Source organism: Pseudomonas sp. CFBP 5748 (assembly GCF_053850495.1).
The window spans coordinates 446,705-467,282 of record NZ_JBSPTN010000003.1 but is presented as its reverse complement, the minus strand read 5'-3'; the positions used below and the strand labels follow the sequence as shown (position 1 = coordinate 467,282).

The following is a 20,578-nucleotide window of genomic DNA, read 5'->3' as shown; positions in this document are numbered from 1 at the left end:
GCAGCCAGTCGCTTGAAGTCTGGAGCGGCTGCCGATGAACCTGTCCGGCCCCTTCATCCGCCGCCCTGTAGCAACCATGCTCCTGAGCTTCGCCATCATGCTGCTCGGCGGTGTGTGCTTTGGCCTGTTGCCGGTTGCACCGCTACCGCAGATGGATTTTCCGGTGATCGTGGTCCAGGCCAACTTGCCCGGGGCCAGCCCCGAGGTGATGGCTTCCACCGTAGCGACCCCGCTGGAACGCTCCTTCGGCGCCATCGCCGGCGTCAACACCATGAGCAGCCGTTCCAGCCAGGGCTCGACCCGGGTGATCCTGCAATTCGACCTGGACCGCGACATCAACGGCGCGGCGCGGGAGGTACAAGCGGCAATCAACGCCTCGCGTAATTTGCTGCCCAGCGGCATGCGCAGTATGCCGACCTATAAGAAGGTCAACCCGTCCCAGGCGCCGATCATGGTGCTGTCGCTGACCTCGGATGTGTTGGAAAAGGGCCAGCTCTACGACCTGGCTTCGACCATCCTGTCCCAGAGCCTGTCCCAGGTCCCGGGCGTCGGCGAGGTGCAGATCGGCGGCAGCTCCTTGCCGGCGGTACGTATCGAACTGGAGCCGCAGTTGCTCAATCAGTACGGCGTGGCCCTGGATGATGTGCGCACCGCCATTGCCGACAGCAACGTACGCCGGCCCAAGGGTTCGGTGGAGGATGACCGACGCATGTGGCAGGTCCAGGCCAATGACCAGTTGGAGAAGGCCAAGGACTACGAAACGCTGATCATCCGCTACCAGGACGGCTCGGTGCTTCGGCTCAAGGACGTGGCGAAAGTCACCGACAGTGTCGAGGATCGCTACAACAGTGGATTCTTCAATAACGATGCCGCCGTGCTGCTGGTGATCAACCGCCAGGCCGGCGCCAACATCATCGAGACGGTCAACGAGATCAAGGCCCAACTGCCGGCGTTGCAGGCCGTGCTGCCGGCCAGCGTCAAGTTGAACCTGGCCATGGACCGCTCGCCGGTAATCAAGGCCACGCTGCATGAAGCGGAAATGACCTTGCTGATCGCCGTCGCCCTGGTGGTGCTGGTGGTGTTCCTGTTTCTCGGTAATTTCCGCGCTTCACTGATCCCGACCCTGGCGGTGCCGGTGTCGCTGGTGGGCACATTCGCGGTGATGTACCTCTACGGCTTTTCCTTGAATAACCTGTCACTGATGGCGCTGATCCTGGCCACCGGATTGGTGGTGGACGATGCCATCGTGGTGCTGGAGAACATCTCCCGGCACATCGACGAAGGCGTGCCGCCGATGAAAGCCGCCTACCTGGGGGCCGAAGAAGTCGGCTTTACGTTGTTGTCGATGAACGTCTCGCTGGTGGCGGTGTTCCTGTCGATCCTGTTCATGGGCGGGATCATCGAGAGCCTGTTCCGTGAGTTTTCCATCACCCTGGCGGCGTCCATCGTGGTCTCGCTGGTGGTGTCGCTGACCCTCACGCCGATGCTCTGTGCGCGTTGGCTCAAGCCGCACGTGCCTGGTCAGGAGAACCGCTTGCAGCGCTGGAGCCAGCGGCTCAACGAGCGGATGGTCCGTGGTTACGCCACCAGCCTCGACTGGGTCCTGCGCCATCGGCGCCTGACCTTGCTGAGCCTGTTGCTGACCATTGGCGTGAACATCGCGTTGTACGTTGTAGTGCCAAAGACCTTCATGCCGCAGCAGGACACCGGTCAGTTGATCGGTTTCGTGCGTGGCGATGACGGACTGTCGTTCAACGTGATGCAGCCGAAGATGGAAATCTTTCGCCGCGCCGTGCTCAAGGACGAGGCGGTGCAGAGCGTCGCCGGTTTCATCGGCGGCAACAACGGCACCAACAATGCCTTCATGCTGGTGCGCCTCAAGCCGATCAAGGAGCGCGGGATTTCCGCGCAGAAAGTCATCGAGCGCCTGCGCAAGGAAATGCCCAAGGTTCCCGGCGGCCAATTGATGCTGATGGCCGACCAGGACCTGCAGTTTGGCGGCGGCCGCGAGCAGACCACTTCGCAGTTCTCCTACATCCTGCAAAGCGCAGACCTGGCCTCCTTGCGCACGTGGTACCCCAAGGTGGTGGCCGCCTTCCGCGCCTTGCCGGAACTGACCGCCATCGACGCCCGTGACGGCGGTGGTGCCCAGCAGGTGACGCTGGTGGTGGATCGCGACCAGGCCAAGCGCCTGGGCATCGATATGGACATGGTCACCGCCGTGCTGAACAACGCCTACAGCCAGCGGCAGATTTCCACCATCTACGACAGCCTCAACCAGTATCAGGTGGTAATGGAGGTCAATCCCAAGTACGCCCAGGACCCCAAGACCCTTGAACAGGTCCAGGTCATTACCGCTGACGGCGCGCGCGTGCCGCTGTCGGCCATTGCCCATTATGAAAACAGCCTGGAGGACGACCGGGTCAGCCATGAGGGCCAGTTCGCGTCCGAGGGCATCTCCTTCGACATGGCCGAAGGCGTGACGGTGGAGCAGGGCACCGCCGCCATTGAACGGGCCATCGCCAAGCTGGGCTTGCCCGAGGATGTCATCGCGAAAATGGCCGGCACCGCCGACGCCTTCGCCGCCACCCAGAAGAGCCAGCCGTTCATGATCCTGGGCGCGTTGCTGGCGGTGTACCTGGTGCTGGGCGTGCTGTACGAAAGCTACATCCATCCGTTGACCATTCTGTCCACCTTGCCATCGGCCGGGGTCGGCGCGTTGCTGTCGATCTACGCACTGGGCGGGGAGTTCAGCCTGATCTCCCTGTTGGGGTTGTTCCTGCTGATCGGTGTGGTGAAGAAAAACGCGATCCTGATGATTGACCTGGCGCTGCAGTTGGAACGCGCAGGCCAGGCGCCGCTGGAGTCGATCCGCAGTGCCTGCCTGTTGCGCTTGCGACCGATCCTGATGACCACGCTGGCGGCGATCCTCGGCGCCTTGCCGCTGCTACTCGGTGCCGCCGAAGGTTCGGAAATGCGCCAGCCGCTGGGCCTGACCATCATCGGTGGGCTGGTGTTCAGCCAGGTCCTGACCCTTTACACCACCCCGGTGGTTTACCTTTATCTCGATAAACTGCGCCATCGTTTCAATCGCTGGCGCGGCGTGCGCACTGATGCTGCCCTGGAAACTCCGCTATGACCGACCGTTCGCTTTTCAATCTTGCCGCACCGCTGGCGACTGCCCGTGGCTCGCGGGTGCTGAGCCTGGCCCTGTGCGTGGCGATGCTCAGCGCCTGCGCCATCGGCCCGGATTACCAGCGCCCGCCGGCTGCCGCGCCGGTGCAGTACAAAGAGGCCCAGGGCTGGCGCCAGGCCAACCCCAGTGACGCGTTGGCCCGTGGCGCCTGGTGGGAGTTGTACGGTGACGCGCAGCTCAATGGTTTGGTGGAGAAACTCAACACCTCCAACCAGACCGTGGCCCAGGCCGAAGCCCAGTACCGGCAGGCCCGGGCGCTGGTGCGCAGTGCCCGTGGCGCATTTTTTCCGACCGTCGACCTGACCGTGGGCAAGACCCGCTCCAGCCAGGGCACCGGCAGCAGCAGTTCGAGCCTGAGCAGCTCCTCCAGCGGCATCCGCGACACCTACAATGCCCAGGCCGGAGTCAGTTGGGAGGCCGACGTCTGGGGCAAACTGCGTCGGACCCTGGAAGCCGACGAGGCCAGCGCGCAAGCCAGCTTCGCCGACCTGGCCGCGATGCGCCTGAGCCAGCAATCGGAGTTGGTGCAGAACTACCTGCAATTGCGGGTCATCGATGAACAGAAACGCCTGTTGCAGACCACCGTCGACAACTATCAGCGCTCGCTGAAGATGACCGAAAACCAGTACCGCGCCGGGGTGTCCGGCAAGGATGCGGTGGCCCAGGCGCAGAACCAGCTCAAGACCACCCAGGGCGACCTGATCGACCTGATCTGGCAGCGGGCCCAGTTCGAAAACGCCATCGCCGTGCTGATGGGCCTGCCGCCCGCCGAGTTCAACCTGGCCGAAACCCAGGACATCCCGGCGCTGCCGCAAATTCCGGTGGCGCTGCCGTCGCAACTGCTCGAACGCCGACCGGACATCGCCTCGGCAGAACGCTCGGTGATGGCCGCCAACGCCAACATTGGCGTGGCCAAGGCCGCCTATTACCCGGACCTGACCCTGAGCCTGAGCGGTGGCTACAGCAGCAGTACCTACGATAATTGGGTCAGCGTGCCGAACCGCTTCTGGTCGGTAGGGCCGCAATTGGCGATGACGCTGTTTGACGGCGGCCAGCGTTCGGCGGAAGTCGATCGCACGGTCGCGGCCTATGACCAGACCGTCGCCACCTACCGCCAGACCGTGCTCGACGGTTTTCGCGAGGTGGAAAACTACATGATCCAGCTCAAGGTGCTGGAAGACGAAGCTCGTGTGCGCCAGGAAGCCTTGGATGCCGCCCGTGAATCCCTGCGCCTGACCCAGAACCAGTACAAGGCCGGGCTGATTGCCTACCTTGACGTGGTGACGGTCCAGGCCACGGCCTTGAGCAATGAGCGCAATGTGTTGAGCCTTCAGCAGAGCCGGTTGATTGCCAGCGTGCAGTTGATCGCTGCGCTGGGTGGGGGTTGGGATGGGCAGATGCAGGTGAACGAATAATCGCGAGGAACTAGGGCGCTGCAAAAACCTGTGGGAGTGAGCTTGCTCGCGATAGCGTCAAGTCAGCCGACATCTGTATTGAATGGTTCACCGCTATCGCGAGCAAGGGCTCCTGTAATGCCTAGGCAGTCCCGCTTTTGGCCGATGCACTGTCTACGACCTGTCGCGTTGGCTTGTTATAGTTCAGGCCTCTTTTCAACCGGTAAAGGATCACTGCCATGTCGCAATACCAAGCGTTCAACGTCGAACTTGCAGACAACATCGCCCATGTGCAGATCAATCGCCCGGAAAAGATCAACTCGATGAATGCCGCGTTCTGGAGCGAGATCATCGAAATTTTCCAATGGATCGATGACACCGACGAAGCACGGGTGGTGGTGCTCAGCGGTGCTGGCAAACACTTTTCCTCAGGGATAGACCTGATGATGCTGGCCGGTGTGGCCAACGAACTGGGCAAGGATGTGGGGCGCAATGCGCGCCTGTTACGGCGCAAGATCCTGCAACTGCAAGCCTCGTTCAACGCCGTGGACAACTGCCGCAAACCGGTGCTCGCAGCGATCCAGGGCTACTGCCTGGGCGGCGCCATTGATCTGATTGCCGCCTGCGACATGCGTTACGCCGCCGAGGACGCCCAGTTCTCCATCAAGGAAATCGACATCGGCATGGCCGCCGACGTTGGCACCTTGCAACGCTTGCCGCGGATCATCGGGGACGGCATGCTGCGTGAACTCGCTTATACGGGGCGCACCTTCGGTGCCGAAGAAGCGCGCAGCATCGGCCTGGTCAATCGTGTCTACAGCGATGCCGCCAGCCTGCTCGACGGGGTGATGGGCATTGCCCGGGAAATCGCCGCCAAGTCGCCGATTGCCGTGACCGGTACCAAGGAAATGATCAGCTACATGCGCGATCACCGCATCGACGACGGCCTGGAATACGTCGCCACGTGGAACGCCGCCATGCTGCAATCGACCGACCTGCGTGTGGCCATGGCCGCCCATATGAGCAAACAGAAGCCCGAATTTCTGGATTGAATGATCATGATTTCACGCTGGACCACCGCAGTACTCGATACCGACCTTCCTGGCGGCTGGGCCGTGGCCCGTAGCCCGGAAGGCTTTCTGTTCGATGACAACGGCGCGCTGTTTCCCCGCGACTGGCTCAAGCGCCAGGACCTGTCGATTCTTGCCGAGCACGGTATCGGCCACCTGGATGGTGAGCCGGTCTACCTGCTGGAATTGCACAGCTCGCTGGACGTTCCCGGCTGTAACTGGAAAGGCCTGCGGGCCTTCATGCTCGAAGATGACCACACGCTGTACAAAGTGCTGGGCTACGCGGCGCAGATCGGTACCTGGGCCCGGGAACACCGTTTCTGCGGCAGTTGCGGCAAGCGCATGAGTCAGATCCGGCTGGAGCGGGCGATGTATTGCGATGTCTGTGATCTGCGGCATTACCCGCGGATCTCACCGAGCATGATCGTGTTGATTACCCGCGGCGATGAAGTCCTGCTGGCCCGTTCGCCGCGTTTCGTCACCGGCGTCTACAGCACCCTGGCCGGGTTTGCCGAACCGGGCGAGTCGGCTGAGGATTGCCTGATTCGCGAGGTGCGCGAGGAGGTCAGCATCGAGGTGAAGAACATCCAGTACATGGGCAGCCAGTGCTGGCCGTTCCCCCATTCGATGATGCTGGGCTTTCACGCCGAATACGCCAGTGGCGACATCGTGCCCCAGGAGGATGAAATCGAGGACGCCCAGTGGTTCAACGTCCACGACCTGCCGCCGTTGCCGGCCTCGCGTTCCATCGCCCGTTACCTGATCGATCTCTACGTGGCGCGGCGTCTAGGCCACGCTGAACCAGTGCTGCCAGGCTAGGCGCACGGTCAAGCCCAGTACCACGGTGATGAACACCGGTCGAATGAACTTCGCGCCACCGCTGATGGCGGTGCGAGCGCCGAAGAACGCGCCGACCATCACCGACAGGCCCATGCTCAGGCCGATGATCCAATCCACCTGACCCGAGAAGATGAACACCGACAGCGCCGCGATGTTGCTGACGAAGTTCATGCTGCGGGCCACGCCGCTGGCCTTGACCAGGTCGATGGGGTAGAGCAGCAGACTGCTGACGGTCCAGAACGCACCCGTGCCCGGGCCGGCCACGCCGTCATAGAAACCCAGGATGAAGCCCTGGGGTGATTGCCACGTTTTCTTGATCGGTGCGTCGCTGTCCAGCGGCGCTTTGGGCGTGCCGCCGAACAGCAGGTACAGGCCGCAAGCGAAGACGATCACCGGCAGCATCTTGTTCAGCCATTCGGCAGGCAGGTAATGGGCGACGATGGCGCCGGTCAAGGCACCCACCAGCGTGCCGACGAGGGCGTGGGTCCATTGCCGGGGGTGGAACAGCTTGCGCTTGTAGAAGGTGAAGCTGGCCGTGGCCGAGCCGAAGGTCGAGCTGAGCTTGTTGGTGCCCAGCACCAGGTGCGGTGGCAGGCCGGCGGTCAACAGCGCAGGCGTGGTCAACAGGCCACCGCCGCCGGCAATGGCATCGATGAAACCGGCAATGAAGGCGACAACGGCAAGGATAGCGAGGGTAGTGAGGTCAACACTGAGTTCGAAAGGCATGGAATGGACTTATTCGGCAGATCGCAGAAGGGCTGCGGGGAAGGCCGGTATGTTACCCATAATGGTGCAGGGCTGCGACAGCCGGTGGGTGCGTAGTCCCGTAAGCCCCCACAGAGTTCGGTCACAGCCCTCAAACCACATCATCGACAATGATATGCCGCTCACCCCGTGAACACCGCTCGATCCGCGCCTGGACCCGGTACACCGTGCGCAGCATCTGCTCGGTGATGACGTCCTCACTCGGACCGCTGCCTTGCAGGGTGCCTTGGGCGATGACCAACACCTGGTCAGCGAAGCGAAACGCCTGGTTCAGGTCATGGATGGCGATGAACAGGATGATTCCATGTTGGCGGGCGAGGGTGCGCATGAAGGTCAGGACCTGGACCTGACGGTGCATGTCCAGGGCACTGGTGGGTTCATCCATCAGCAAGACCTCGGGTTCGCGCACCAGTGTCTGGGCGATGGACACCAGTTGCTGCTGCCCGCCGCTCAATTCACCGAGGTTGCGAAACGACAGCTCGCTGATGCCCAGGGATGCAAGGATGCGGTCCACCACCGCCAGTTCATCGGCTTGTACGGCCCAGCCCGGAGCCTGTTGCTTGCGGGCCAGCAGCACCGATTCGTAGACCGTCAGCCGGGCACTGGTGTTGAGGTTCTGCGGCATGTAGCAGATGCCCTCCGGGCCTTTGCGCGAACCTTCCAACCGCACCTGGCCGGGGCCGTCGATCAGGCCGGCGATGCGTTTGAACAGCGTGGATTTACCGGCCGCGTTGGGGCCAACCACCGCAACCACTTCACCACCGCAGAAAACCGGGGTATTGATTGCCTCGAGGATCGGTCGACTACCATAACGGGCGCCGAGGCCTGTCAGTTCAATCGTCACCATGACTGCTTCTTCCCGCCAAGAATGAGAGAGATGAAAAAAGGCACGCCGATCAGTGACGTGACCACGCCGATGGGGAAGATCGCGCCTGGTATCAGGGTTTTGCTCACCACCGAGCTGGCCGACAGGATCAACGCGCCAGTCAGCAACGAGGCCGGCAGGAAGAAGCGCTGGTCCTCTCCGATCAGCATCCGCGCAATGTGCGGGCCCACCAGGCCGATGAAGCCGATGGTGCCGACAAACGCCACGGGAAATGAGGCCAGCAGGCTGACCATGATCAGGGTCTGCAAACGTAACTTGCGCACATTGATGCCGAAGCTTGCGGCCTTCTCATCCCCCAGGCGCAGCGCGGTCATGGCCCAGGCGCGGCGGGCAAAAATCGGCAAGGTGACAAGGATCACCAGGCAAATCACCCCAAGCTTCGGCCAGGTGGCCTTGGTCAGGCTGCCCATGGTCCAGAACACCACTGCCGCAACGGCTTGCTCGGTGGCGAAGAACTGCACCAGCGCCAGCAGGGCATTGAAGGTGAACACCAGGGCGATACCCAGCAGCACGATGGTTTCGCTGGTCATGCCGCGGCGCAGGCTCAACACATGAATCAGCAACGCCGAGAGCATCGCCATGACAAAGGCGTTGAGTGGCACCATGTATTGAGCGATCACCGGCACTAGCGCCACGCCGAACGCCAGCCCCAGGGCGGCGCCAAAACTGGCCGCCGCCGAGATGCCCAGGGTGAACGGGCTGGCCAATGGGTTGTTGAGGATGGTCTGCATCTGCGCGCCGGCCAAGGACAGCGCGGCGCCCACTGCCACCGCCATCAGTGCCACCGGCAGGCGAATGTCCCACATCACCACCCGTACCTGGGGGGCGGCGGACTCGGGCGCAAACAGCGCGCCCAGCACCTCGGCCAGGCCATAGCTGGCCGGGCCGAGGGCCAGGTCCAGCAGCACGCTGAACAGCAACAGCGCTCCCAGGCCAACTAGAATCAGTCGTTTACGCCAGACCTGCGCGCGATAGATCGTGCCGAGGGCGAGTTGATCGATACCGCCGTTCATGGTTGGGCCTGCGCGGGCTTGAGGCTGACGAAATAGCCTGGTTCATAGGGCACCGGCAGGAATCGGTCGTGGAACTCACGAAACGTGGCATCGGGGTCCAGGTCGGCGAACAGATCCGGGTGGAACCACTTGGCCAGTTGCTGGATGGCGATGAACTGGTAAGGACTGTTGTAGAACTGATGCCAGATGGCGTGAAACGCCCGGGTTTGCTGGGCCTTGATTCCGGCGTAGGCGGGGCGCTGGGTGAACCACTGCAGTTTGCGCCGTGCCTCGACCAGATCGGCACCGGGCCCGACACCAACCCAATGTCCGCCAGGGGCGAAGGCTTGCCAGTTTGCGCTGGTGACCACCACCTGATCCGGGTCGGCGACGATCACCTGTTCGGGGTTCAACTGGCCGAAGGTGTTGGGGATGATGGCGCGGGCGATGTTGTGACCGCCGGCCAGTTCGACGAAACGGCCGAAGTTTTCATTGCCGAAACTCAAGCAGCAGTCGTCGGTGTAGCCGCCGATGCGTTCGATGAAGACCTTGGGCCTGGGCGGTTGGCGGGCCTCGATCACATCGGTGACACGCCGGATCTGTTGCTGGCTAAAGGCAATGAACGCCTCGGCGCGGGCTTCTTCGCCGAACAACTGGCCGAACAGGCGCATGGTCGGTTCGGTGTTCTGCATCGGGTTGTTGCGAAAATCCACGTACACCACCGGGATGCCAAGGGCGTCGAGCTTTTCGATGTAGCGGGCGTCCTCGGTGGCATGCTGGGCTTCGATGTTGAGGATAATGACGTCCGGCTGTTGGCTGATCGCTTGCTCGATGTCGAAGGTGCCGTCTTCGAAACCGCCGAACGTCGGGACTTTGGCAAGGTCCGGATAACGCCGCAGGTAGGCGCCGTAGGTGTCCGGGTCGGACTGGATCAGATCCTTGCGCCAGCCAACGATGCGCCGGATCGGGTTGGCGGTGTCGAGGGCCGCCACCAGATACAACTGACGACCTTCACCCAGGATCACCCGGCGTACGGGAATGCGCACTTGGACCTGGCGGCCCAGCAAATCGGTGACAGTGGTTCTTGGCGTGCTGTCTGGTGCCGTGTCTGAATAGGTGAAACCGCTCAGCAGCAGGGTCATGGCACCCAGCAGCACAGCGATGAGCGACGCAAGCTTTCGAGGTCTGGATAACATCGTTTAAACCTTGATGATGGCCCCGGCCGACAGCGATGCACGCGCTGCCGGGCCGGGGGAAACTCAGAAGTCGACCGTGGCCGAGAGCAGCAGGGTGCGCGGTGCCCCTTGGGAGAACGCACCATAGGAGGCCACGCCGGACCAGTACTCGCGGTCGAAGACGTTCTGCACCGTGGCGCGGAACGTAGTCGGCCGGCCATCGAGCACGGTGCTATAACGAGCACCCGCGTCGAAGCGCGTCCAAGGATCGAGTTCGCGGGTGTTGGCCTGGTCGACGTACTGGCTGCCGGTGTAGATCGCGCCGCCGGTGAGGGTCACGCCCTGGACCCATGGCGTGTCCCATTCGGCCCAGAGGTTGGCCTGCACTTCGGGTACGCCGACCGGCTTGTTGCCGCGATTGGCGGCGGTGCCGCTTTTGGTCAGTTCGCCGTCCAGCAACGTGACACCACCCAACAGGCGAGTGCCTTCGCGCAGTTCACCGAACATGTTCAGCTCGATGCCACGGTTGCGTTGTTCGCCTTGGACCGAATACACACTGTTTGCCGTGTTGTTAGTCAATTCGCCGGCGGGTTTCTTGACCTGGAACAGCGCCAGGGTCGAGGTGAAGGTGCCGTAATCGACCTTGACCCCAACTTCCTGCTGGCGGGAGATGTAGGGCTTGAATATTTCACCGGAGTTGCTCGCATTCGCAGGCGCGGTATCGCCCTTGCTCAGGCCTTCGATGTAGTTGTAGTAGAACGATACATGTTCCCAAGGCTTGATCACCGCACCGAACAGCGGTGTGGTTTCGCTTTCGTCATACGCAGTGGTGACCGCTCCAGCAGCGTTATAGTTGTTCGATTCGATGCTTTGCTTGCGTAGGCCCAAGGTCACCTGAACACGTTCGTCGAGGATCGACAGGGTGTCGGCCAGGGCGACACCAGACAGTTCGGTGTCGGAAATCTTCAGCACGTCGGGGGAGGCAATGGAGGGTTTGTCGCGCTCCACCGGGTGGTAGATGTTCGATAATACGGGGGCGCCTGAATTGATCCCCCTGCGCAGTTCATCGCGGTAGCGACTGACCTGCAGCGTGGTGCTGTGACTGACCGGACCAGTCTCGAAACGGGCCCGGGCACCAGCGTCCACGGTGTAGCGCTCCACTTCGAACTTGTAATAGCCGGGCGTCGATCGGGTATCCCCGGCGCTATTGATAATTGTGGGTGTCTGGTCCGACAGCCTTGCTACATCGGACTTGCCGCCCCCAGCATGGCCAAATACCGTCAGGCTGTCGCTCAGGTCATATTCACCACTGAGCAACGCCGATTTATCGCGGGTCTTCGACCAGCCCCATTCCTGGGTCACGTTGCTGCGCCCGTTGGCGGCCGACGGTATCTCGACACCGTTCGCGATCTGAAACGGTCGGGACGGCGCGTCCCACTGTTCTTCCTGGCTGATCAGGTCCAGGCTGGTCCTGAATCGGTCGCCCTGGTAATCCAGGGAGATCGAGCCGATACCCACATCCCGCGACTGCTTGTCGATCGCCGTGTCGCCGCCCTGGAGACTGCCATTGACCCGCACGCCAAAGCGTCGTTCCTCGCCAAAGCGACGGCTGATATCGACGTGGCCACCCGCTTGCGAGTCCATGGCGTAATTGGCGGTCACACGGGTCAAGTCTTCGTCCAGCGAGCGCTTGGGTACGATATTGATGACACCGCCCACGCCACTGTTGGGGGACATGCCGTAGAGCAGGGCGGCCGGGCCCTTGATCACTTCGATACGCTCAGCGTACTCGGTAAATACCCGATAGTTGGGGGCTACGCCGTACACGCCGTCGAACGCCAACTCCCCCAGGTTGCCTTCGCCCACGGGAAAGCCACGAATGAAGAACGAGTCAACGATGCCGCCGGTCTGGCCGGTTGAGCGCACCGAGGAGTCACGCTCCAGCACGTCGGCGGCGGTCACGGCTTGTTGGTCTTTCATCAGCGTCGAGGTGTAGTTGCTCACACTGAACGGTGTGTCCATCAGGTCCTTGTTGCCCAACAGGCCTACACGACCGCCACGGGCGACCTGACCGCCACTGTAGGCGGCCGGCAAATCACCAGGGCGAGCTTCGGTGGCGCTGACGGTGGTTGGCGCCAGGGTCAGTCCGCCGTCGGTGCTGCGTTTTTGCAAGGTATAGCTGCCATCGTCGCGAGCCACCAGGTCCAGGCCGCTGCCGGCCAGCAGCCGGGCAAACGCTTCGCGCGCGGTGAACTGGCCGGACAGGCCTGGGCTGTCCAGGCCCTGGGTCAGGGACGGTTCGAACGACAGGGCGACGCCGGCCTGCACGGCGAACGTCGAGAGGGTCGGCCCCAGGGGACCGGGTTGAATGTTGTAGGATTGGCTGGCGATGCTGTCCAGCGGCGCGCCCGGTGCGGCCCAGCTGCCTGGGCTTAAGGTCGAAAGTGCAAGGCCGAGCATTGCACTGCGAATCGCCAGATTCAGCGTGCGATCCGAGCGCAGGGGGCGGGCAACGGGCATGGCTTGATGATCCTGTTCAGAGGGGTTTGTTCTCTAGCCAGCCAGGATCGAAAAAAGTATCACCCTCGCACGATTATTTTTTTGGCTCACGCCGGTGCCAACATGATCCAGTAGTCGCCCAGGCGCGAAGTGACGCGGATTGGGTAGGTCCGGGCGAGCATGTTGAGGGTTCGTGGAGTGTCGCTGATGGGGAAGGCACCGGAAATCCGCAGGTCGGCGATGGCCGGGTCGTAACGCAGGACGCCGTTGCGATAGCGGGTCAGTTCACCGATGAAATCGGCCAGGCGCATGTTGTCGGCCATCAGCATGCCTTGGGTCCAGGCCAGCACCGATTTATCGACAGGTTTCAATCCGTCAATGGCGAACGCTGTGAAACCACTGCTCTGACCAGCCTCGACGACTTTCTCACCAATGCCTTTGAGCTGGATACTGACTGCGCCCTCGAGCACGGCGAGGCGGGTGTGCCCGCGCTCTTCGCGAACACTGAAACGTGTGCCGAGCGCTTGCATCCGGCCCTCGTGGGTTTCCACCCTGAATGGCCGGGCGACAGGCGACGGGTCCGGTGCGGTCTGCACCAATATTTCGCCGCGGCGCAACAGCAACAGGCGCTGGCGCTGATCGAAATACACATCAATGGCGGTGTCGGTGTTCAACGTCACGCGAGTACCGTCGGTCAATGTCAGGTCGCGACGCTCGCCCACGGGCGCGCGGTAGTCGGCGGTCCAGTTCTGCCAGTCGTTGAGCTTCCAACTGCCCCAGGCCAGTGGCGCCAGCGCCAGCAAGGTCGCCAGTTTGCCCATGGCGGCACGGCGCTCGGGGTTGCTGGGACGGTCCAGCGCCGGCATGGCCAACGCCGGTGGCAAGCCTTGCAGTTTGCTCAGCAACAATTCGGCCCGTGCCCAGGCCTGGCGGTGCGCCGTGCTGCTGTTGCGCCAGCGTTCCCATTCCAGGCGCTCGGTGTCGTTGACACTGCCTTCGCTCAGGCGCATCAGCCAGTCGGCTGCTTCATTGAGGATGGCGGGATCGACGGCGTGATTATCGCGAGCAGGCATTCAGTCCACCAACATCAGGCAGTGCAGGAAGGCCTGCTTCATGTAGCGCTTGACCGTAATCAGCGAGACTCCCAACTGATGAGCGATGTCGTTGTATTTCAAGCCGCTGATTTGCGATAACAGAAACGCCCGTTTGACCGGCCCGGGGAGGGTGTCGAGCATGGCGTCGATTTCATGCAGGGTTTCCAGCACCAGCAGGCGGCGTTCCGGCGAGGGCGCTTCGGGTTCGGGCAGCAGCGCCAGTGCCTGCAGATAGGCACGCTCCAAGGCCTTGCGCTGGAACCAGTTGACCAGGATGCCACCGGCCACGCAGCTGAGGTACGCGCGTGGCTCTTCGATGACCGCGACCTTCGAGGCGAGGATACGGATGAAGGTGTCATGCGCCAGGTCTGCGGCATCCAGCGCATTGCCCAGTTTGCGGTAGAGTCGGGCGTACAACCAGCCATGGTGTCCGCTGTAGAGGTCTGCGACGGTACGCAGATGACAATCGTTGGTCGCTGAACCGGGATCGCTCATGGCTGTTTATATTTTTGATAGTGAGAATTATTCCCAATAGTAGTGGAGGTGCTCGGCGGCACGCAAGATCATCCTGCGGCAATGAGCAATTGTGTTGGGGCAGGGGGGATGAGAACCGCTATTCGCTCGCCCGGTCCAGCACGCCGACCGACCTGTAGCGCAGTAGCACCAAGGGCAACAGCACCACGCCATAGGCAAGGCTGACGTAAAGGTAGGTGTATTGAAGGCCATAGACCTGGCTGAGCAAGGCACCCAGGGAAATGCCGATGATGGACGCCGTTTGCGAAACCCCTTGGGCGAGTCCCAGCACCTGGCCTTGGCGGCTGTTGTCGGTGCTTTTGGAGATGAGCGCGGTCAGTACCGGGGTGGTTGCGCCCAAGAGGACGCCCCAGGCGAAGTAGACAATGGCGAAGACCAACGGCTGACGCGTCAGGCCGGCCATGGCGGTCAGGGTTATGCAAGCGATCACGATGGCGGTGATGGCCTGCAGCGTCTGAGTCGGGTTGCGCTGCTCGAAGTAGCGCGACCAGGACGTTGCGCAAAGGATAAAGCCCAGGGCCAGCAGGCCATAGCAGAGCCCGACCAGGGCATTGCTGACGTCGAAGGTCGAGCTGACATACAGCGAAAACGAAGTCTGCGGGAGCATTCGCGCCAGAAGCAGAAGACCCATGATACCCAGGAGCGATAAAGTCAGCGGGTTATACAGCCCGGGGCGCGAGGGGGCGGAGGGAGCGCTGCTGGCGGTTGTCTTCGTGGCCGGCGCTACGTCGGGCAGCGTCAACGCCGCGATCACGGTACACAATGCGCACAAGCCTGAGGCCACGATGTTGATCCAGAAAAACGTGGCATGGTCCAGGATCAGCCCGCCCGCGACCGCGCCCAGCAGCGAGCCGACATTGGTGGAAATCTGCAGGATGGCAAACAGCCTGGCCCGCCGCGAGGGTGCCTCGATGCTCACGCCATAGGCCTGGGCGGGGGCGATATACCCGGCGAACGCACCCTGCAGGAAGCGCAGGACCAGGATCACCCAGATATCGTTGCATAGCGCCAGGCCAAGCTGAGTCAGGGACAACCCGGCCAGTGCCCGAATCATCATCAATTTATGCCCGTAGCGATCACCGATACGGCCCCAGAAAGCACTGGTCAGGATAATGCCGAGCATAGGGCCGACATACACCGCCGTGCTGGCGAAGCTGAACACCGCATCGTTGCTGGTCAGTTGTCGCAGGTGAACGGGCCAGAACGGCCCGCTCATCTCCATTGCGCCCATGGAAACCAGCTGGATCGCAAACAACAGATAGATCAGCAAGCGAACGCTCGAACCCTGGGGGATACCGGCACGGGGCATGGACAGACTCGCAGAGGCGGAAGGCTGAGTCTTATCCGACAGTTGTGTGGATCTGAGCAAGAAAAAAATGCAGCAGGCGCCTGCGGAAGCCGAACAATCGACGATTTTTTTTTGAAATCAAGGGGTTGTCAGCTTAGGCAAATGAGTCCATAATTGCGCCCATCGAACGCACTGGGACGTAAAAAATCTCAATGTTTTCAAGGAGATAGCGCTGCATAAGTGCTCTGTTTCCTGATCAGGTTTGTACGCGGTTGATGTGGCTGTATTGCATCAAGCGTTTTGAGGCCGAATAGCAAAATGGTTATGCAGTGGATTGCAAATCCACCTACGCCGGTTCGATTCCGACTTCGGCCTCCACTATTGAAAAACCCGTAGCTCAATGAGTTACGGGTTTTTTTTTGACTGCTTCTAAGCGATGTGCGGTGATTTCCTCAATTTCGCTCGCTGCTTTGGGTCGAATATCCTGGAATTGGAGCTGACGAGTAGTAGCTGTGCTCAGCGTAGAGTCAGTCACCCTCGGCCGCAGCCTTAACAACTGCCTTTTCCCTTGCTTCGCGTAACATCGCCTGGCTCATGCGTGGGCGTTGCTGATAATGGCACAGTAAGCGCTCCATAAACCTCGCGGGGTTCAGAGTGGGGAGTGTGCTGAACAGATCTCTGCCTGGGCAGAACACTGAGGTGATGTCGCTTGAAGAGCTTGCGGCATTTAAGGCAGGTTGAATGCCCCGCAGGTGTTTATGCCCTCGGGGCGACGATTTCACGCTAATTTTTTGCCAAGTCGTATCATTGGTTTTTCAATAAGCTCATACGCAATGTTTGCTACTGCAATGGTGGCCAGCGAAATAATAAGGATCCTTGTCGGTGCTCCCAGTTGCCAGTCGAGCCTGGCAAATAACATAGTCACTGCAGAGTTCACGATGGGGTGCAGAAGGTAAACGCCATATGTAATGATGCCCAGCCTCTCTAGGGGGCTGGATAGCGTTTTCGATAGAATTGGCGTTATTTTGAAAAAACCGAACACCATCAGTACCGAGGCTGAGGAAAAAACCAGGCGGTTGAGGCTCGTTACAATAGATGAGTTGTCGCTGCCACTTGGGAAGATCGCAAAGATGCATGCCGATAAAAAGATGCATGCGGCTGGTAGTGCGAGCTGTGGCTTTAGGTGTTTTGCATTGTAGTATATAGCAACGCCCATGACATAAAAAAATAGGTTGTTGAGTGGGTGTATATATGTATTCCACTGGAGCTCAAGTGGTTGGGCCGGGGTAAGAAGATTTAATGCGTAGCCCCCCCCGATTGCGATGGAGGCCAAAGCTAGAATGTTCCCTCCGGTCACGCTTCTGCGATAAATTACAAGAATGATCGGTGTCAATGCGTAGTACACCATTTCATTTCCGATTGACCACGCGCCTGTATTCAAGTATGCGGATGGCTCGATAAAGCCAAAGGCTGTTGTTAGATTTAACAGTATTTTATATATCGATATGTCTTCGTTCTTTAGTAGCAGGCTTTTGGCTGTGACTGCGAAAATAGCTAGCCAAAGTAACGGCCATATCCTAAAGATTCGTCTGATATAGAACTGAATGGAGCTTTTTATTGTTAGTTCGTAACGCTCATGGGCGATGGCCATGCTCAGGCCTGAAAGAACAAAGAACATTGATACCGCATAAATGCCTAAGCGACCGATAACGCTCGAGGCAGTGGTTGTTTCTCCATGCCAGAACATTAGATGATAAATCATGATGGATAGTGCTAGTAGTCCTCGCTGCCAATCCAGAGCTTCCACTCTGTAGGAATACGACACTCTGGTTCCATTAGGCGCGATTGGCATGGTCATCAGTTAGGACATCACCGGAGGGATTATGGGGCCGGCATTGTATCGGAATGGATATCTTTTTCTACAAACAGTGACAAATCCTTTTGCTCCGACTGAGACAGGACTCTTCTGTCTGGAGGAAACTTATGACCGTAACCGAGAAGGGGCGCGACAGCCTGGCGCGCCCTCTGTGGGGTGAAACAAAGGGTGAAGGCCTCGCCGGCCAGATCTCCGTGGCCTATCGCGTGCTCGACGGAAAGGACCGTTCGTGGTGGGGCGAGGGCTATGGCGGTTTCTGCCTGAAGCCATACCAGTTCGGCTGCTGGAACAAAGCGACCTGAACGACCCCGACCTGATCGGAGCCAAGGATATCCTGCCGAAGCAGCTAGCCATTCCCGGGCCAGGTCGGCGGCCAGTACCACCGCCGGCGTCAGTGGATATCGACCATGGAACCCTGCTATAGACCGTCAAAAATCTGTAGCCTACGGGACGATTCCGATGCTAAGCTATTGAAAAGCTGAACAAAGTGGATGGATTGAAATCCCACCTACGGCGGTTCGATTCCGACTTCGAATTCCACTTTTAAAAAGCTCTGTAGATCTTTGATCTACAGAGCTTTTTTATTTTCGAGGCAATGAAAAGTTTTGTCTGGAAAAGGCCTTGGGCCTCCTTGCTTCGACGGGGTGGGATGTATATATTCCTCCCTCTGCTGCACCAGGCTCGAAACTGGCCAATCCGATATTTGCCAGTTCCACCCAGCTTGACCGCGCTACCGCCCGAATGGCGAAACTGGTAGACGCATGGGACTTAAAATCCCCCGCTCGTAAGGGCGTGCCGGTTCGATTCCGGCTTCGGGCACCAATAGTATGATTTCAGATGTTCCCGTAAACACCTGAAACCTAGAGAAACCGGCCTTATAGCCGGTTTTTTTGTGTCTGAATATCCCCGTATGTTCCTGTACAGCCCCAAGATTTAGGTATACGTTTAGGTATATATCGGTTCGATATCGAGGCGTATACCTATGGCGCGCACCGTAACCCCTCTTACTGACCCCAAATGCGAGGCCGCCAAACCCCGCGCAAAGGACTACACCCTGTTCGACGGGCAAGGGCTTTTTTTGCTTGTAAGGGCCACCGGCACCAAGGTCTGGCGCTTCAAGTATAAGAAGCCAAGCGGTAAGCCTGGTCTGGCAACGTTCGGCAACTACCCGGCTCTCGGTCTGAAAGCCGCCCGCGCGCGTCGAGCCGATGCACTCGAGTTGCTGGCGCATGGCCAAGACCCCATCGAGAGCGCTAAGCAAGCAAAGATCGAGGCGGCCAATGAGGCGGGGAACACCTTTGAGGCGCTGGCCCTGGAATGGCACGCCAGCATGGCCGGCAAATGGTCGAAGGATCACGCGGTCAGGGTGCTGAAAGAGATCGAGGTCGATCTTTTCCCCATGCTGGGCAAACGCCCTGTATCCGACCTGAGAACCCGCGACCTGCTGGCCTGTCTGAAGGCGGTAGAGAAGCGCGGCGCGCTTGATGTGGTTGGGCGACTGCGCCAGCGCATCGCCGGAATCATGCGAATCGCCGTTCAGCGCGAGTTTATCGAATACAACCCGGCGCTTGATCTGGTGGGCGGGACTGCCACCCGCAAGACCAAACACCGCCCGGCCTTGCCCCTTGAGCGGTTGCCGGAGTTGTTGCAACGCTGCGAGGCTGACACCGGACGACCGCTTACCTGTCTTGCTGTAAGCCTCGCTCTACTGGTGTTCATTCGTTCTAGTGAGCTGCGCTTTGCCCGCTGGTCTGAGTTCGACTTTACCCGGAGCATGTGGACGATTCCCGGCGAACGGGCACCAATCGAGGGCGTCAAGAGGTCGCACCGAGGAGCCAAGATGGGGACTCCGCACCTTGTCCCGTTGTCACGCCAGACGCTGGAAGTACTAGAGCAGATACGCCGGCTTAGCGGGCGTTTTGATCTGGTGCTGCCAGGAGATCACTACTACTGGCGGCCAATGTCGGAGAACACCGTAAACAAATCACTGCGCCGTATGGGGTACGACACCAAGATAGAGGTTTGCGGGCACGGTTTCCGCACTATGGCCTGTTCCGCGTTGGTCGAGTCCGGCCTATGGTCGCGTGACGCGGTTGAACGGCAAATGAGCCACCAAGAGCGCAACGGCGTGCGCGCGGCCTATATCCACAAGGCTGAGCACCTGGAAGAGCGTCGGCTGATGATGACGTGGTGGGCTGACTACCTGGACGCCAACCGGGAAAAGCACATCACGCCCTATGATTTTGCACACCGGAACACTGATGTGGTGAGCGTGGAGAGGGGGCTACAAGCATGGAAATAAAAAGGGGCAAGCGATCAAAGGCACTTCCAGTATTCGACAATCAACCCGAATGGGGTACAGGTGATTTGGTCGATGAAAGCCTGTCTGATGCTGCGCGGGCAATTATCGCTGACTTGGCCGGACATCACGACGGCGATCTTCAGGAATGGTTCAAGGAAAGGCTTGGGTCCTACAGAGCGGTCATCCGCGAAACGGAAAAAGGCCCCGCGCGCCACGAAGAACTTCGCCATGTACGGCAGGTGCAACTGCATCTTCAGGAAACGTTACGGGGGCTAAACAATCTCCCTCCTTTCGCCGAGGGTTACATCAACGACGCCTGCTGGCGAAGCCATGGGTGCTTTTTCAGCGGTGGCTTGCTTTCTGACCTTATGACGAAGGCCGCCATGGTGTCCGATGTGTTGGACATTACCGAGCAGAAGTTGGAGGCGGCTCCAACTATTCGTGGCGTGAAGCCGAAGTATCCGCGAGATGATTTGTTGGCTGATACCGCGGACAAGCTACGGCAGTCTTCCTTAGCGAAGATGACCAAACGCAAAGCAGCAGAGCTCGCCCGAGAGCTTCTCGTTGCTGCAGGAGTCGAGGTGCCAGCGGACATTGTCGAATATGAAAAATTGATCCGACGTGCAAAAAGGGGGGAAATAAGCCTCTAACTAATCTCTTTTGAACA

The 20,578-nt window shown here is 60.1% G+C and carries 15 protein-coding genes, 2 tRNA genes and 1 pseudogene; 9 read left to right on the top strand and 9 right to left on the bottom strand.

What is annotated here, in order from left to right; genetic code table 11:
* Nucleotides 1-34: 34 nt before the first annotated feature.
* The 4 genes from ACWNZ1_RS09580 (at nt 35) to nudC (ending at nt 6,479) form a co-directional block, all read left to right on the top strand.
* Entirely contained in the window at nt 35-3,139 is a 3,105-nt protein-coding gene (locus ACWNZ1_RS09580; RefSeq protein WP_456027599.1) for an efflux RND transporter permease subunit, read from the top strand.
* Entirely contained in the window at nt 3,136-4,611 is a 1,476-nt protein-coding gene (locus ACWNZ1_RS09575; RefSeq protein ID WP_135845658.1) for an efflux transporter outer membrane subunit, read from the top strand. Before ACWNZ1_RS09580 ends, ACWNZ1_RS09575 begins: the two co-directional genes overlap by 4 nt.
* 218 nt (nt 4,612-4,829) lie before the next feature.
* Entirely contained in the window at nt 4,830-5,642 is an 813-nt protein-coding gene (locus ACWNZ1_RS09570; protein WP_135845657.1) for a crotonase/enoyl-CoA hydratase family protein, read from the top strand.
* Between the two features lie 6 nt (nt 5,643-5,648).
* On the top strand, nt 5,649-6,479 hold the full coding sequence (gene nudC / locus ACWNZ1_RS09565; RefSeq protein ID WP_135845656.1) for an NAD(+) diphosphatase: 831 nt from the start codon (nt 5,649-5,651) through the stop codon (nt 6,477-6,479).
* Here the strand turns inward: nudC and ACWNZ1_RS09560 are convergent.
* The 8 genes from ACWNZ1_RS09560 to ACWNZ1_RS09525 form a co-directional block, all read right to left on the bottom strand.
* The gene (locus ACWNZ1_RS09560; protein ID WP_456027598.1) at nt 6,447-7,226 is read right to left on the bottom strand and encodes a TSUP family transporter; all 780 of its coding nucleotides are present in this window, start codon (nt 7,224-7,226) and stop codon (nt 6,447-6,449) included. The two genes, nudC and ACWNZ1_RS09560, sit on opposite strands and share 33 nt — an antisense overlap.
* 130 nt (nt 7,227-7,356) lie before the next feature.
* Entirely contained in the window at nt 7,357-8,112 is a 756-nt protein-coding gene (locus ACWNZ1_RS09555) for an ABC transporter ATP-binding protein (RefSeq protein ID WP_265072083.1), read from the bottom strand.
* Complete coding sequence (locus ACWNZ1_RS09550) at nt 8,106-9,164, bottom strand: FecCD family ABC transporter permease (protein ID WP_135845653.1); 1,059 nt, start codon at nt 9,162-9,164, stop codon at nt 8,106-8,108. The genes ACWNZ1_RS09555 and ACWNZ1_RS09550 overlap by 7 nt, the downstream gene beginning before the upstream one ends.
* Entirely contained in the window at nt 9,161-10,339 is a 1,179-nt protein-coding gene (locus tag ACWNZ1_RS09545) for an ABC transporter substrate-binding protein (protein WP_256453185.1), read from the bottom strand. Before ACWNZ1_RS09545 ends, ACWNZ1_RS09550 begins: the two co-directional genes overlap by 4 nt.
* 63 nt (nt 10,340-10,402) lie before the next feature.
* On the bottom strand, nt 10,403-12,838 hold the full coding sequence (locus ACWNZ1_RS09540; RefSeq protein ID WP_256453184.1) for a TonB-dependent receptor: 2,436 nt from the start codon (nt 12,836-12,838) through the stop codon (nt 10,403-10,405).
* An 86-nt stretch (nt 12,839-12,924) separates the two neighbouring features.
* A complete protein-coding gene (locus tag ACWNZ1_RS09535; protein WP_256453183.1) occupies nt 12,925-13,890 on the bottom strand; it encodes a FecR domain-containing protein in 966 nt (321 codons plus the stop codon).
* Complete coding sequence (locus ACWNZ1_RS09530; protein WP_135845649.1) at nt 13,891-14,406, bottom strand: sigma-70 family RNA polymerase sigma factor; 516 nt, start codon at nt 14,404-14,406, stop codon at nt 13,891-13,893.
* A 118-nt stretch (nt 14,407-14,524) separates the two neighbouring features.
* Entirely contained in the window at nt 14,525-15,754 is a 1,230-nt protein-coding gene (locus tag ACWNZ1_RS09525) for an MFS transporter (RefSeq protein WP_135845648.1), read from the bottom strand.
* A gap of 283 nt (nt 15,755-16,037) precedes the next feature.
* Between ACWNZ1_RS09525 and ACWNZ1_RS09520 the strand changes: the two genes are divergently transcribed.
* Nucleotides 16,038-16,111: transfer RNA gene (locus tag ACWNZ1_RS09520), tRNA-Cys, on the top strand.
* Nucleotides 16,112-16,511: 400 nt separating this feature from the next.
* On the opposite strand, the gene ACWNZ1_RS09515 is transcribed toward ACWNZ1_RS09520, so the two are convergent.
* On the bottom strand, nt 16,512-17,558 hold the full coding sequence (locus ACWNZ1_RS09515; RefSeq protein ID WP_456027597.1) for an acyltransferase family protein: 1,047 nt from the start codon (nt 17,556-17,558) through the stop codon (nt 16,512-16,514).
* A 158-nt stretch (nt 17,559-17,716) separates the two neighbouring features.
* On the opposite strand from ACWNZ1_RS09515, the pseudogene ACWNZ1_RS09510 reads away from it, so the two are divergent.
* The 4 genes and pseudogenes from ACWNZ1_RS09510 to ACWNZ1_RS09495 all read left to right on the top strand — a co-directional run.
* Nucleotides 17,717-17,961 (top strand): annotated as a pseudogene (locus tag ACWNZ1_RS09510) (cell wall hydrolase); the annotation flags it as partial.
* Nucleotides 17,962-18,344: 383 nt separating this feature from the next.
* Nucleotides 18,345-18,431: transfer RNA gene (locus ACWNZ1_RS09505), tRNA-Leu, on the top strand.
* Between the two features lie 160 nt (nt 18,432-18,591).
* Nucleotides 18,592-19,911 carry a tyrosine-type recombinase/integrase gene (locus tag ACWNZ1_RS09500; protein ID WP_456027596.1) on the top strand — a complete coding sequence of 440 codons (1,320 nt, stop codon included), beginning with the start codon at nt 18,592-18,594 and terminating at the stop codon, nt 19,909-19,911.
* Nucleotides 19,902-20,561 carry a hypothetical protein gene (locus ACWNZ1_RS09495; RefSeq protein ID WP_456027595.1) on the top strand — a complete coding sequence of 220 codons (660 nt, stop codon included), beginning with the start codon at nt 19,902-19,904 and terminating at the stop codon, nt 20,559-20,561. Before ACWNZ1_RS09500 ends, ACWNZ1_RS09495 begins: the two co-directional genes overlap by 10 nt.
* Nucleotides 20,562-20,578 lie beyond the last annotated feature (17 nt).